At 60.5% G+C, this 12,829-nt stretch carries 12 protein-coding genes and 1 tRNA gene; 3 read left to right on the top strand and 10 right to left on the bottom strand.

Features of this window, described 5'->3' with window-relative positions; all coding sequences use genetic code 11:
• The first annotated feature begins 368 nt into the window (after positions 1-368).
• A complete protein-coding gene (locus IB243_RS16195) occupies positions 369-569 on the top strand; it encodes a hypothetical protein (RefSeq protein ID WP_192428318.1) in 201 nt (66 codons plus the stop codon).
• A gap of 49 nt (positions 570-618) precedes the next feature.
• Here the strand turns inward: IB243_RS16195 and IB243_RS16190 are convergent, their stop codons facing one another.
• The 10 genes from IB243_RS16190 to thrS form a co-directional block, all read right to left on the bottom strand.
• Positions 619-924 carry a single-stranded DNA-binding protein gene (locus IB243_RS16190; protein WP_192428316.1) on the bottom strand — a complete coding sequence of 102 codons (306 nt, stop codon included), beginning with the start codon at positions 922-924 and terminating at the stop codon, positions 619-621.
• 181 nt (positions 925-1,105) lie between these two features.
• Positions 1,106-1,182: transfer RNA gene (locus IB243_RS16185), tRNA-Pro, on the bottom strand.
• Between the two features lie 30 nt (positions 1,183-1,212).
• Entirely contained in the window at positions 1,213-1,647 is a 435-nt protein-coding gene (locus IB243_RS16180) for a MerR family transcriptional regulator (protein WP_010465952.1), read from the bottom strand.
• Positions 1,648-1,744: 97 nt separating this feature from the next.
• The gene (locus IB243_RS16175; RefSeq protein WP_035198379.1) at positions 1,745-2,071 is read right to left on the bottom strand and encodes an integration host factor subunit alpha; all 327 of its coding nucleotides are present in this window, start codon (positions 2,069-2,071) and stop codon (positions 1,745-1,747) included.
• 34 nt (positions 2,072-2,105) lie between these two features.
• The gene (gene pheT / locus IB243_RS16170; protein WP_192428314.1) at positions 2,106-4,553 is read right to left on the bottom strand and encodes a phenylalanine--tRNA ligase subunit beta; all 2,448 of its coding nucleotides are present in this window, start codon (positions 4,551-4,553) and stop codon (positions 2,106-2,108) included.
• Positions 4,554-4,623: 70 nt separating this feature from the next.
• Positions 4,624-5,676, bottom strand: a complete 1,053-nt coding sequence (gene pheS, locus IB243_RS16165) for a phenylalanine--tRNA ligase subunit alpha (RefSeq protein ID WP_192428312.1) — start codon at positions 5,674-5,676, stop codon at positions 4,624-4,626.
• 101 nt (positions 5,677-5,777) lie between these two features.
• Complete coding sequence (rplT, locus tag IB243_RS16160) at positions 5,778-6,137, bottom strand: 50S ribosomal protein L20 (RefSeq protein ID WP_010465961.1); 360 nt, start codon at positions 6,135-6,137, stop codon at positions 5,778-5,780.
• Positions 6,138-6,162: 25 nt separating this feature from the next.
• Complete coding sequence (rpmI, locus tag IB243_RS16155) at positions 6,163-6,366, bottom strand: 50S ribosomal protein L35 (protein WP_010465963.1); 204 nt, start codon at positions 6,364-6,366, stop codon at positions 6,163-6,165.
• 180 nt (positions 6,367-6,546) lie between these two features.
• The gene (gene infC / locus IB243_RS16150) at positions 6,547-7,155 is read right to left on the bottom strand and encodes a translation initiation factor IF-3 (protein ID WP_081474691.1); all 609 of its coding nucleotides are present in this window, start codon (positions 7,153-7,155) and stop codon (positions 6,547-6,549) included.
• A gap of 80 nt (positions 7,156-7,235) precedes the next feature.
• Positions 7,236-9,155: a threonine--tRNA ligase gene (thrS, locus tag IB243_RS16145; RefSeq protein WP_192428310.1), complete on the bottom strand. Its 1,920-nt coding sequence runs from the start codon at positions 9,153-9,155 to the stop codon at positions 7,236-7,238.
• Between the two features lie 531 nt (positions 9,156-9,686).
• On the opposite strand from thrS, the gene IB243_RS16140 reads away from it, so the two are divergent.
• Complete coding sequence (locus IB243_RS16140) at positions 9,687-10,643, top strand: glycosyltransferase family 2 protein (protein WP_192428308.1); 957 nt, start codon at positions 9,687-9,689, stop codon at positions 10,641-10,643.
• Between the two features lie 197 nt (positions 10,644-10,840).
• Positions 10,841-12,781, top strand: a complete 1,941-nt coding sequence (locus tag IB243_RS16135) for a hypothetical protein (protein WP_225584988.1) — start codon at positions 10,841-10,843, stop codon at positions 12,779-12,781.
• Positions 12,782-12,829 lie beyond the last annotated feature (48 nt).

Genomic DNA, 12,829 nt, shown 5'->3' with positions numbered 1-12,829 from the left:
AGAACCCGGGCAGTGTGGGCTTTCGAGAGGTCGTGCTCCACGGCTGTCTGCGTGGGCCCTGCGATCTCGCATCAATGCGGTGCACGGCCTCACCAACATAGTGCGAGCGCCTGAAGCGGGCCGTGTCAGACAGGTTCAGTAGCAGCGGCACACATGCTTGGCGGTTGACCGGAGGTATGAAACGCCTGAAAGACGTACTGCGCGGAAGCTCATGCCGGCTCATCGTGCCGGACCCTGCCTTCGCTTCGGGCCCGATCGAGCGTCTGCGGTGATTTTTTTGTTTTCAAACCCGCGATCCGGAGGCAGACTCCAGCGAGATGAGATAGCCGTGAGGAGACCAGCTCCACCGCAACCACGGAGACATCACCATGACAGAACGCAGATCCACAAGCGAAAGGCGCAGCGGCACGGACCGCCGGCAAGAGGAAAAAGGCCCTCCCACCAATTACGAACGGCGGCGTACGATCGAAGCGCGGCAACCCGAATTGACCGAGCTGCACTTGAGCGAAGAAGAACTTCATGCACTGGGGTTCAAGCAAGGCGAGCCTGCCCGCAAAAAACCTCGCTGATCCGGGCCGCCCCAGCCATGACGTCAGCGCAACTCGCCGAGGCTGAATCTCAATGCTCGTTGTCAGCCAAGGTGAGCACCCGATGCGCCACCATGTCCAGCGCAGGCCGGGTGACGCCCTGCTTATCGGTCCAGACCTTGGGCACCAAGCTACCGGCGAGGGCCAGCGCATCGCCATCGCGCAAGTGGTGCAGGGACGCGCGAACATCGCTGTCAAATGCGATCACATTCACGAACAACGTCTCGCCATCGGCCGTGCTAGCGCGCACCTTGGCCACGGTGAAGAGCTTGCCCGTCTTGTCGGTACGCTGCTCGGCATCGCCATAAAGGCGCCCTGACACCAATCCATCGATCATGTGAGTCCTTAACCCCGAAGACGCACTGGGCGCACGTAGCAACGAGGGCGGTTGTTTGTGAGCACCTGAGGTGGACCGCGGGAAGTGCGAGAGCCCTAGCCACCACGGCAATTCACGGCACCGATTTCACGGCGCCAGCAAAAAAGCCCAGAACCTTTCGGTTCTGGGCTTTTGCGATCAATGGTCGGCGTGGCGGGATTCGAACTCGCGACCCCTTGCACCCCATGCAAGTGCGCTACCAGGCTGCGCTACACGCCGACAAGACTTAGATTATATGCAGAAAAACCATCAGTTCAGAGAAAGCAGCGCACGAATCTCAAATAATTCTTTGCGCACTGCATTGGAGTCCAGCGTGAACCCCGTCGCCTCGATAGAGAGGTCACGGGCGCTGTCCACCAACATGCTCGGCATCTCGGAATCCAGTCCATCCAATGGCGCATCGGGCCCCACATCATCGCGGGCAGGATGCGCAAGCTCCTGCAGGCGATTGCGCGCGCCACTGATCGTGAAACCCTGGTCGTACAGCAGGTCACGGATGCGGCGGATCATCAGCACCTCATGGTGTTGGTAATAGCGCCGGTTGCCACGCCGCTTCATGGGACGCAGTTGCGTGAACTCCTGCTCCCAGTAGCGCAATACATGGGGCTTGACGCCACATAACTCCGCGACCTCACCAATCGTGAAGTAGCGCTTGGCGGGGATGGAAGGGAGGGGGGTGCCCATGGGTTGTGGATTCAAACCGAACAGCCGACTAGCGTACTGCAGACGCGCGCAGACCGCCAGCCATCGGCAACATTCTGGTCACAAAAACGGCACAAATTCACGAAGCAGCGGCCGTCTGGATTTGTTCCTTGAGCTTGCTGCTGGCATGAAATGTCACCACGCGGCGTGCCTTGATCGGAATGGCCTCGCCCGTGCGCGGATTGCGCCCCGGGCGCGGCGCCTTGGTGCGAATCTGAAAATTGCCGAAACCCGACAACTTGACATCCTTGCCTTCCACAAGGCTCTGGGAGATCAGATCGAAGAACGCGTCGATCATGTCCTTGGACTCGCGCTTGTTCAGGCCAATCTGATCGAACAGCAGATCGGCCAGCTGCGCCTTGGTCAGTGCCGGTGTCTCCAGGCTTTCGACGGCAAATTCGATCATGGCATCACTCCCCTCTTGGGCAATATCGTTGTCATCAAACACGCAGGCGCGCACCCGTGCGCTGCACCAGCTGGGCCACCACTGCCTGCATCGCGGCCTCAATCTCGGCCTCGGTCAGCGTGGCCTCGTCCCGGGCCAGGGTCAGGCGCACGGCCAGACTCTTTTCACCCTGAGCAAGGCCGCCAGCGGGTGCTTCTTCGCCTGCACGCAGGGGCTTGGGGCGGTACACGTCGAACAGCACCGTCGAGCGCAACATGCCGCCCGGAACGGCCTGCTGCACCGCCGAGATCACGTCAGCGTGCGTCACGCGCTCAGCCACCACAACGGCCAAGTCACGCTCGACCGCCTGGTGCTTGGCCACTGCCTTGAACTGCGGCACCACGCGCTGCATCACGGCGTCGAGCTCGAGCTCGAACATCACCGGTGCCAGCGGCAGGTCCCAGGACTGGCGCCACTGCGGGTGCAGCTCGCCCACGAAGCCGATGGCGCGGCCGTCTACCACCACGCGCGCGCAGCGGCCTGGGTGCATGGCTGGGTGCGTGGCAGGCTCGAAGCTGGCCTGCAGCGGGGCCAGCAAGGCCTCCACGTCGCCCTTCACATCGAAGAAGTCGATGGCCTGCTCCTTGCGGCCCCACTGCAGGGCGTCGTTCGGGCCGTAGGCCAGGCCGGACACGCGCATGGGCTGGTTGAAGCCTTCAACGGTGGTGTCGGTGTTGCGCACGGCGGCGTCGCGCAGGAACACGCGGCCCAGTTCGAACACGCGCACGCGCTGGGCTTTGCGGTCCAGGTTGAACTTCAGCACTTGCAGCAGCGAACCCAGCAACGTCGAGCGCATCACGCTCATCTGGCTGGCGATGGGGTTGAGCAGCTTGATGGGCTGGGCGTTCGCGGCCAGCTCATGCTCCCAACGCTCTTCGACAAAGCTGAAGTTGATGGTCTCCTGGTAACCCAACCCGGCCAGCGAGCGGCGCACGGCAAACGGGCTGCGCGTGGCCTCGGCCGGCAGCTTGGGCGTGATGGGCGCCAAGGGCGGCGTGGTGGGCAGGTTGTTGTAGCCCACCATGCGCGCCACTTCTTCGATCAGGTCTTCTTCAATGGTGATGTCGAAGCGGTAAGCAGGCGGCGTGACGGTGAGCGTGCCTTCGCCCTGCACCACCGGCAGGCCCAGGCGGGCCAGCACGTCAGCGCACTGCGCCTGGGTCAGGGGCATGCCGATGACCTTGGAAGCGCGCGCCACGCGCAGCGTGACGGGCTGGGGCATGGGCAGGTTCACGGACTGGTCGTCCATGGGGCCGCAGGCCGTGTCCGGCGTGCCGCAGATGTCGATGACCAGCTGGGTGATGCGCTCGATGTGCTCGACCGTGAGGCTCGGGTCCACACCGCGTTCGAAGCGGTGGCCGGCATCCGTGGAGAAGTTGAAGCGGCGCGAGCGCCCGGCCACAGCCTTGGGCCACCAGAACGCTGCTTCGATGTAGATGTGCTTCGTGTCGTCGGACACGGCGGTGGCGTCGCCGCCCATGATGCCGGCGAGCGACTCGACCTGCTGCTCGTCAGCAATCACGCCGACCTTGTCGTCCACAGTGATGGTGTTGCCGTTGAGCAGCTTGAGCTGCTCGCCGGGCTTGCCCCAGCGCACGTCCAGGCCGCCGTGGATCTTGTCCAGATCAAAAATGTGCGAGGGCCGGCCCAGTTCGAACATCACGTAGTTGGAGATGTCGACCAGCGGCGACACGCCGCGCTGACCGCAGCGCGCCAGGCGGTCCAGCATCCACTGGGGCGTGGCGGCGCGCGTGTTCACGTTGCGCACGATGCGGCCGGAAAAGCGGCCGCACAGGTCGGGAGCGCTCACCTTGACGGCGAGCTTGTCGGACAGTGTTGCCGCTACGGCGGGGAACGAAGGCTGCTGCAGCGGCACGCCGGTGAGGGCCGACACTTCGCGCGCAATGCCGTACACACTGAGGCAGTGCGCCAGGTTGGGCGTGAGCTTGAGCGTGAACAGCGTGTCGTCCAGGTTCAGGTGGGTGCGGATGTCTTGGCCCACGGGTGCCGAGGCATCGAGCTCCAGCAGACCGCCATGGTCCTCGGACAGCTTGAGTTCGCGGGCCGAGCACAGCATGCCCTGGCTCTCCACGCCGCGCAGCTTGCCGACCTTGATGAGGAACGGCTTGCCGTCGTCGCCGGGCGGCAGCTCTGCGCCCACCATGGCACACGGCACCTTGATGCCCACGCGGGCGTTGGGCGCGCCGCACACGATGTTGAGTAAGGCGCCCTGCCCCACATCCACCTGGCACACGCGCAGGCGGTCGGCATCAGGGTGTTGCACGGCTTCTTTGATCTCGCCCACCACGATCTTGGTGAAGGGAGGCGCCACGGGGCGCAGCTCTTCCACCTCGAGGCCGGCCATGGTCAGCGTCTCGGCCAGCTCGGCCGTCGTGAGGGGTGGGTTGCAGAACTCGCGCAACCAGGATTCAGGAAATTGCATAGTTGGACTCTTGTTCTAAAGGATCAGCGCGCTGCCGCCGGGCGTGCGCGCGTCGCTAAATCGGCGGGCTTTACTGGAACTGCGACAGGAAGCGGATGTCGCCGTCAAAGAACAAGCGCAGGTCGTTCACGCCATAGCGCAGCATGGTCAGGCGGTCGGGGCCCATGCCGAAGGCAAAGCCGATGTACTTTTCCGGATCGAGGCCCATGTTGCGCACCACGTTCGGGTGCACCTGGCCGGAGCCAGCCACCTCCAGCCAGCGGCCGGCCAGCGGGCCGGTCTGGAACTGGATGTCGATCTCGGCGCTGGGCTCGGTGAAGGGGAAGAAGCTCGGACGAAAGCGCAAGACCAGGTCGTCGCTTTCAAAGAAGGTGCGGCAGAACGCTGTGAAGATGACCTTCAGGTCCTTGAAGCTCACGTTCTCGCCGACCCATAGGCCTTCGCACTGGTGGAACATGGGCGAGTGGGTGGCATCGCTGTCCACCCGGTAGGTGCGGCCCGGCGCGATCACGCGGATCTCGGGCATGGGCTGGCCGGCGTCGAGCAGCGCGCGGTGCTTCTTCACATGCTGCACCGCGTGGCGGATCTGCATCGGGCTGGTGTGGGTGCGCAGCAGGTTGGGGGCGGTGTCAGTGCCGCCCTCCACGTAGAACGTGTCGTGCATGGAACGCGCAGGATGGTCTTCCGGTGTGTTCAGTGCGGTGAAATTGAACCAGTCGGTCTCGATCTCGGGGCCCTGGGCCACGTCGAAACCCATGGAGCCGAAGATGCCCTCGATGCGCTCGAGCGTGAGCGACACGGGGTGCAAGCCGCCATGCCCGCGCTGGCGGCCCGGCAGGCTCACATCCAGCGCCTCGGCCTTGAGTTGGACCTGCAGCTCGGCATCGGCCAGCGCCTGACGCCGCGCCGTGAGAGCGGCTTCGATGGCCTGCTTGGCAACATTGATGGCGGCACCGCGGGATTTCTTTTCCTCGACGGACAGCTGCGCCATGCCCTTCATGAGCTCGGTTACGCGGCCCGCCTTGCCCAGAAACTGCGCCTTGGCGTTTTCCAGATCAGCAGGGGTGGCGCTTTGGGCAAACAGTTGCGTCGCGCTTTCGACCAGGGAATCCAACTCGTTCATATCGACTCTTGAAAATGAACAAGGGCTAGCGCCTTTTCAAGCCCTAGCCCTTGCTGTTATTGCGCAAGCAGCTATCAAAAAGATAGCCGCTCATCGTGAACTCAAGCAGCCAGTTTGGCCTTGACTTGGCTTACGATGCTGCCAAAGGCAGCCTTGTCGTGCACTGCGAGATCGGCCAGCATCTTGCGGTCGATCTCAATGGATGCCTTCTTCAGGCCGTTGGCGAACTGGCTGTAGGTCAGGCCCAGTTCACGGGCAGCGGCGTTGATACGGGCGATCCACAACTGGCGGAACACGCGCTTCTTGGTGCGGCGGTCACGGTAGGCATATTGCCCAGCCTTCATTACCGCCTGTTTGGCGATACGGTAGACATTACCGCGGCGACCACGGAAACCCTTAGCAAGGGCGAGAACTTTCTTGTGACGGGCACGGGCCGTTACACCACGTTTGACGCGAGGCATGTATGTACTCCTTGTTCGTCGTTAATTACACGCCCATGCCGGGCAGCATTTGTGCGATAGAGCCCATATTGGTCTCATGCACAGCAACTGCACCACGCAGGTGGCGCTTGTTCTTGGTGGTCTTCTTGGTCAAGATGTGACGTTTGAAGGCTTGACCGCGCTTGACGGTGCCACCGGGACGAACGCGGAAACGTTTTTTCGCGCTGCTCTTGGTCTTCATTTTGGGCATGTGAATGCTCCTTTTCTTTGTGCTCGTGAGGCGTTTGCAAACCGATCTGCAAACTTGTTGGCCCCGAGCCACTTTTATCGAAAGGCTCGCGCCTTTCGCTCGGCAGCGCCGAAACACTGCCTTTTTGAACACCGCCCTCGCAGGAGCAGCATTCAAAATTTCACACCAACCACTGCACCCTCAGGCTGCAGTGCCAGTTGCCGGAGCGCCTTCTGCAGCTTGCTTGGCTGCAGCAGGCTTCTTTTTACCGGGGGCGATCATCATGATCATCTGACGGCCTTCCAACTTGGGAAACTGCTCGATGATGATGCTGTCTGCCAATTCGTCCCGAATGCGATTCAACAAGGCAAGACCCAACTCTTGGTGCGTGATTTCGCGGCCACGGAAACGCAGCGTGATCTTGCACTTGTCGCCATCCGCCAAAAACCGACGGATATTGCGCATCTTGATGTTGTAGTCACCATCGTCCGTACCTGGGCGGAACTTGACTTCCTTGATCTCAATGACCGTTTGCTTGGCTTTGGCTTCCGCCGCACGCTTTTGCTCTTGGTATTTGAACTTGCCATAGTCCATGAGGCGGCACACCGGAGGATTCGCCGTGGCAGCGATTTCCACCAGATCCACATCCAGCTCACCCGCCATGCGCAAGGCTTCCATCAGGCTGACGACGCCCAAGGGTTCATTTTCAGGCCCGGAAAGACGAACTTCCGGGGCCATGATTTCACGGTTCAGGCGATGCTTGCGCTCTTCACGGTGGCGACGATCACGAAATTCAGTAGCGATGGCTATCTTCCTTCAATCAAATTACTACAAACTTTGTAGCTACAACCGCACACATGGCAGGCGCCGAAGCATGTTTTCACGAAAAATCAGGCTTTGGTGGCGATGTCCTGGGCGATCAGCTCAGCGAACGCTTCAACAGACATCACGCCGAGGTCACGATTGCCCCGGCCACGCACTGCGACGGCTCCTGCGGCCTTCTCCTTGTCGCCCGCGACAAGGATGTACGGCAGCTTTTGCAACGAATGCTCACGTATTTTATACGTAATCTTCTCGTTGCGCAGATCGACCGCCACTCTAAGGTCTTGATTCGGCAGTGCTTTTTGCAGCTTTGCAGCAATTTCGCGACAGTAATCGGCCTGTGCGTCAGTGATGTTGAGCACTGCAACCTGCACTGGCGCCAACCATAGAGGGAAGGCACCGGCATAGTGCTCAATCAGCATGCCGATGAAGCGCTCCATGCTGCCCACGGTCGCACGGTGCAGCATCAAAGGGCGCTTGCGGCTGCCATCTTCAGCCACATATTCTGCGTCCAGGCGCTCAGGCAGATTGGGGTCGATCTGCATCGTGCCGCACTGCCACTGGCGACCCAGCGCATCCTTGAGCGTGTACTCGATCTTGGGACCGTAGAACGCGCCCTCGCCTTCGGCGATCTCGAACTCGCAGCCCGAATGGCGCAGGCCATCCATCAGCGCCTTCTCGGCGCGGTCCCACGATTCATCGGTGCCGATGCGCGCCTCAGGCCGCGTGGCCACCTTGTAGATGATGTCGGTAAAACCAAAGTCCTTGTAGACCTTCTGCACCAGTGCGGTGTAGTTGGCGCACTCTTCCAGCACCTGCTCTTCGGTGCAGAAGATGTGTCCATCATCCTGCGTGAAGCCACGCACACGCATGATGCCGTGCAGGCCACCCGTGGGCTCGTTGCGATGGCAGGCACCGAACTCGCCATAGCGCAGCGGCAGGTCGCGGTAACTCTTGATGCCCTGCTTGTAGATCAGGATGTGCCCAGGGCAGTTCATCGGCTTGAGCGCGTACTCGCGCTTTTCCGACTCGGTCGTGAACATGTTGTCGCGGTACTTGTCCCAGTGGCCTGTTTTCTCCCACAGGCTCTTGTCCAGGATCTGCGGGCCCTTGACCTCCTGGTAACCATTGTTGCGGTACACACGGCGCATGTACTGTTCCACCTCTTGCCACAGCGCCCAGCCCTTGGGGTGCCAGAACACCGTACCCGGGGAATGCTCGTCCATGTGGAACAGATCCAGCTCCCGACCCAGCTTCCGGTGGTCACGTTTCTCGGCCTCTTCCAGCATCGTGAGGTACTGCTGCAGTTCTTCCTTGGACGTCCAGGCCGTGCCGTAGATGCGCTGCAGCATCTCATTACGGTGGTCGCCGCGCCAGTAGGCCCCCGCCACCTTCATCAACTTGAAGAACTTGAGCTTGCCCGTGCTGGACACGTGGGGGCCACGGCACAGGTCCTCGAAATTGCCTTCACGGTAAAGACTCACGTCTTCATTGCTCGGAATACTGGCAATGATTTCGGCCTTGTAGTTCTCACCCAGACTCTTGAAATAGGCTACGGCCTCGTCACGCGGCAGCACGCGGCGCACCACGGGCTCGTCCTTGGCAGCCAGTTCGGCCATGCGTTTTTCGATGGCCACCAAGTCTTCGGGGGTGAAGGGACGCTTGTAGGCAAAGTCGTAGAAGAAACCGTTTTCGATCACTGGGCCAATGGTCACCTGCACCTCTGGAAAGAGTTCCTTGACGGCGTAAGCCAGCAAGTGGGCCGTGGAGTGGCGAATCACCTCCAGCCCATCCGCATCCTTGGCCGTGATGATGGACAGTGGGCTATCTGCCGTAATCTGATAGCTGGTATCTACCACCTTGCCATCGATCTTGCCAGCCAGAGCTGCCTTGGCGAGTCCCGAGCCGATGGATGCAGCCACTTCGGCCACAGTGACAGGACCTGGAAACTCGCGCTGCGAACCGTCAGGAAGCGTGATGTGAATCATGGGAGTAACTCTTTCTTTTCAATCAGTGCAGTGGGTACACGGGCACGCGCCAGGCCCAGAAAACAAAAAAGCGCGGAACAGGTCCGCGCTTTCTGGAGGAGGTGTGCAATCTCGTGCAGGCGCGAACAGCCAGCCTTAACGGCCGGTCAACATCTCCGATGTAGTTCGCGGTGTCATAACCAGATTGCCTTTCTCGCTCTTGTGCAGTGGAATTTCCGCCATTTTACCCTCGCATCGGAATTGAATGCCCAAACAGGACACCTGCCCCTATCCACCGATGGCATTTCCGCCACACCCATGGGGGGAGCGCAGGTACGTCCGCCAAGCGGGCGCCAGGCTCTCTGGCCCCGCAGGCCAATGAAATTTCGACGCGGAAGCCACTGCCGATCCAGGTGGAAACTGTGCGATGATTTTTAGCCGCAAGAGACATGGCAACGACCTTGGGCACCATGAAACGTGAGAAAGTCCTGCGCAGAGACACCACCGGCTCGTAGCCGATCTTCGGCCGGGATCGGCTTTATGAGAATGTTTATGCACCCAGAGATTTCCGTTGTCATCCCGGTTTATTGTGAAGAAGCAGGCATTCGCCACACGCTGCGGGAGGTGGAGAAATTTCTGACTTTGTCAGCATCCACTTGGGAAATCGTGGTGGTGGATGATGGCTCCAAGGACAACACGTGGAATGAGATCACAACGATCTCTCAAACCCTGCCACAGTTGCGGGGTCTGCGCCTGAGCCGCAATTTTGGCAAGGAAGCAGCGGTCTCGGCAGGCTTGGAGGCCGCAGGTGGCAAGGCGGTGATCATCATGGATGGAGACATGCAGCACCCCCCTTCCCTGCTGCCGACCATGATCGAGACATGGCGCACGGGCGAGTTTGACATCGTGGAAGCCGTCAAATCCAGCCGGGGCGACGAATCTGCCCTCTCTGCTGCACGGGCAAAACTCTTCTATCTGATTTTGCGGGCCTTCTCGGGCCATGACCTGAACGGCGCATCAGACTACAAGCTGCTCGATCAACGGGTCATCGAGGCGTATCGCACGATGAAAGAGCGCAACGTGTTCTTTCGCGGCATGATCAGCTGGATGGGATTCAGGTCTACACAGATTCCCTTCGAGGTCGAGCCGCGCATCGCTGGCGATTCGGGATGGTCCGTCTTCGGATTGATTCGCCTCGCCGCCATTGCCGTCACGAGTTTCAGCACTTTTCCACTGCATCTGATCACGATTTTTGGCGTGCTCTTTTTCGCCTTCTCCGTGGTTCTGGGGATGCACACGGTGTACATGAAGTTGTCGGGGGCAGCCATCAACGGCTTTACCACCGTCATCTTGCTGCTGTTGATCATTGGCAGCTCGCTAATGATCGGCCTCGGCATCATCGGCGAATATCTGGCGCGCATCTATGACGAGGTCAAACAACGGCCCCGCTACATCGTCTCCCAAAAGCTGCCGCTGAGCCCATCTTCTGAAAGCCCAGGCAGCCATTGAGTCCGCCACGCCGCTCGTCTCGGCACATCCTCGCGCAATGACCCCGCGTTTTGCGCCACTGTGGGACCAGTGCGCGGCCGTCTAGCATTCCTTCTGAACAACGCCTGGACCTTCACGCACAAGACCTCGGACATGCCACAGGCAATCTCCGTGAACGGCCCCGACCCAACCCAGCAAAGTGCGGCTCTTGTACGCTCTTGCCCTTCCACAAGCAGGGCACCGTACCCAACCACCAGATGATCCAGAAGGTAGACATGCAGACAGCCGCTTTTCCAACCACCCAGCGAACATCGAGTGACTGGATAGCACTGATCTTCGTCGCCGTACTCGGGGCCATCCAGGTCTATTTTTTTGACATCACATTCCATGGTCCGGACCAGATCCGCGATGTGGAAATTGCACGCAGACTGATTCATCACCAGGAGTGGCCACTCAACGGCCCACCGCTGTTCGGGGAACGTTTTAACCTGCCACCGGGCTTTTACTATCTGCTTGCCCTGCCCCTTCTGGTCAGGGACACAGAGGCCGCGATCTTCATCACATTTGGGGCCCTGTTTGCGCTGTCGGTCTGGTACCTGTTGCGTGTAATCCAGGCGCATTTGGGCTCCAGGTGCGCACTTGCCTATGCAGTGCTGGCGTTTCCCATCTTTGCGTCTTTTTATACCCATAGCGCCTGGAACCCCGCCCTGGTAATGACACTGAGCAATGTGGTCCTGGGCCTGTTCATCCGCCTAGCGCACCAACGCCGCCACGATGGGCTGCTGCTTCCCCTGGCCGCATTCCTGCTCGTGCAGATACACCCTTCTGCCGCGCCCCTGCTGCTGGGTCTGGGGGCCTACGCACTGCTGAACTACCAGATTCTCCTGAACCGCAAGACACTGGCGTCCCTGCTCCTCGTTGCAGGGCTGACATGGGTGTGGATCAGCATGTCAGGTGTTATTTCCAAGCTCCTATCGTCGGCCCCGGCGTCCGCCGGCATATCCCCCGGCAATGGCTGGCTCACCAATCTGCTGGACGTGGCCAAATGGCGCGACGTTTTCCTGATGCCCTACAGCGCCATTGAAAGCATCCAGCCGACCATCAACGGACTGGGCGCACTGGCAGGCTTTCAACTGGCCCTGACGGGAGTGGGTGTGTTGTTGGGCATCGTCTTTGCAGCAAGAGAGCGCACCATCCGCTGGATGTTGACCACCACGGTGCTGTGGTTCATCGTTTCCATGGCTTTCCTGAGCCAGGGCGCTTTCTGGCACCTGGATGTGGTGCACCCATGGCTTGCCGTACTCGCTGCCTCGGGACTGGCGCGCGCCAGCGAAAGAACCAGGCTGTCCACCAGGCGTTTCAATGCCGTGGCCGCAACATCCCTGGCCCTCATTGTCGTCGCCCATCTGACCCTCTACACGCAGTTCGAGAAGAAGGGCAAATACGATCTCTTGCTCGCTTCGCTGTTTTTCCCCAAGCTGGAACCCCTGGATTACAAAATTCCGGGATACACGTTCAAGCACCTGCATGCAATGCGCGACAGCCTGACGAGCCGAGGGATCTGCCAGGATCAGGTCATTGGCCTGGACCCCATGGTGATGGGCAATGCGGTCAATCGAACGCTCAACGCGCCGTGCACCTCCCGAGCGACCACGGGACAGGCTTCGCAGAACCTGTATTTCATATCCGGCGAGCAGGATGCACTCCTGTTTGACTTCACCCAAGGCTTGCAACCCTTGACCACAGTGGGCTCCAGCGGGATGTACGCAGTCAAGAACACCGGTGCTCTGCTCAACGGCAAAGCCGAAAACAATGTCTTGTCGCACAAAAAAATGGACTACATGACCTTCCTGCCCGCGCGACTTGAGGATGGCCTGACCGTCACCCTCCCGCCAGCATCAGACACCATCTTGCGTGTTGCCTTGCGGTGCGGCCGGGACTACCCCATCGGGCAACAGACGCACTGGACGGTGCAAGGCGCAGAGTACAAAAAACCCCTGGTCGCCATACACACCCGCTACCTGGGGTCCAACTACTACGACCTGGAATGGACACTGACCATGCCAGCAGGCCAAACCCAGGGCGCCACGGTTTCCTCGACGCTGGGTCCGCTCGATTGCGACGTCTCCGCAATAGCCCGTCCTCTCCAGATGCACTGACAAGCCTCCCCGAAAAGGCTGCAAGAAGCATCACCGCAAAGCTCGTGG

It is taken from the genome of Acidovorax sp. ACV01 (assembly GCF_014851495.1).
Taxonomy (GTDB): Bacteria; Pseudomonadota; Gammaproteobacteria; order Burkholderiales; family Burkholderiaceae_C; genus Acidovorax; species Acidovorax radicis.
The sequence above is the reverse complement of the archived record's forward strand: the minus strand, read 5'-3'. Positions and strand labels throughout refer to the sequence as shown.

What these genes read in the sequence shown, in the direction of transcription:
- IB243_RS16195 (WP_192428318.1), top strand. Translation starts at nt 369, where the DNA reads ATGACAGAACGCAGATCCACAAGCGAAAGGCGCAGCGGCACGGACCGC.
- IB243_RS16190 (WP_192428316.1), bottom strand. Translation starts at nt 924, where the DNA reads ATGATCGATGGATTGGTGTCAGGGCGCCTTTATGGCGATGCCGAGCAG.
- IB243_RS16180 (WP_010465952.1), bottom strand. Translation starts at nt 1,647, where the DNA reads ATGGGCACCCCCCTCCCTTCCATCCCCGCCAAGCGCTACTTCACGATT.
- IB243_RS16175 (WP_035198379.1), bottom strand. Translation starts at nt 2,071, where the DNA reads ATGATCGAATTTGCCGTCGAAAGCCTGGAGACACCGGCACTGACCAAG.
- pheT (WP_192428314.1), bottom strand. Translation starts at nt 4,553, where the DNA reads ATGCAATTTCCTGAATCCTGGTTGCGCGAGTTCTGCAACCCACCCCTC.
- pheS (WP_192428312.1), bottom strand. Translation starts at nt 5,676, where the DNA reads ATGAACGAGTTGGATTCCCTGGTCGAAAGCGCGACGCAACTGTTTGCC.
- rplT (WP_010465961.1), bottom strand. Translation starts at nt 6,137, where the DNA reads ATGCCTCGCGTCAAACGTGGTGTAACGGCCCGTGCCCGTCACAAGAAA.
- rpmI (WP_010465963.1), bottom strand. Translation starts at nt 6,366, where the DNA reads ATGCCCAAAATGAAGACCAAGAGCAGCGCGAAAAAACGTTTCCGCGTT.
- thrS (WP_192428310.1), bottom strand. Translation starts at nt 9,155, where the DNA reads ATGATTCACATCACGCTTCCTGACGGTTCGCAGCGCGAGTTTCCAGGT.
- IB243_RS16140 (WP_192428308.1), top strand. Translation starts at nt 9,687, where the DNA reads ATGCACCCAGAGATTTCCGTTGTCATCCCGGTTTATTGTGAAGAAGCA.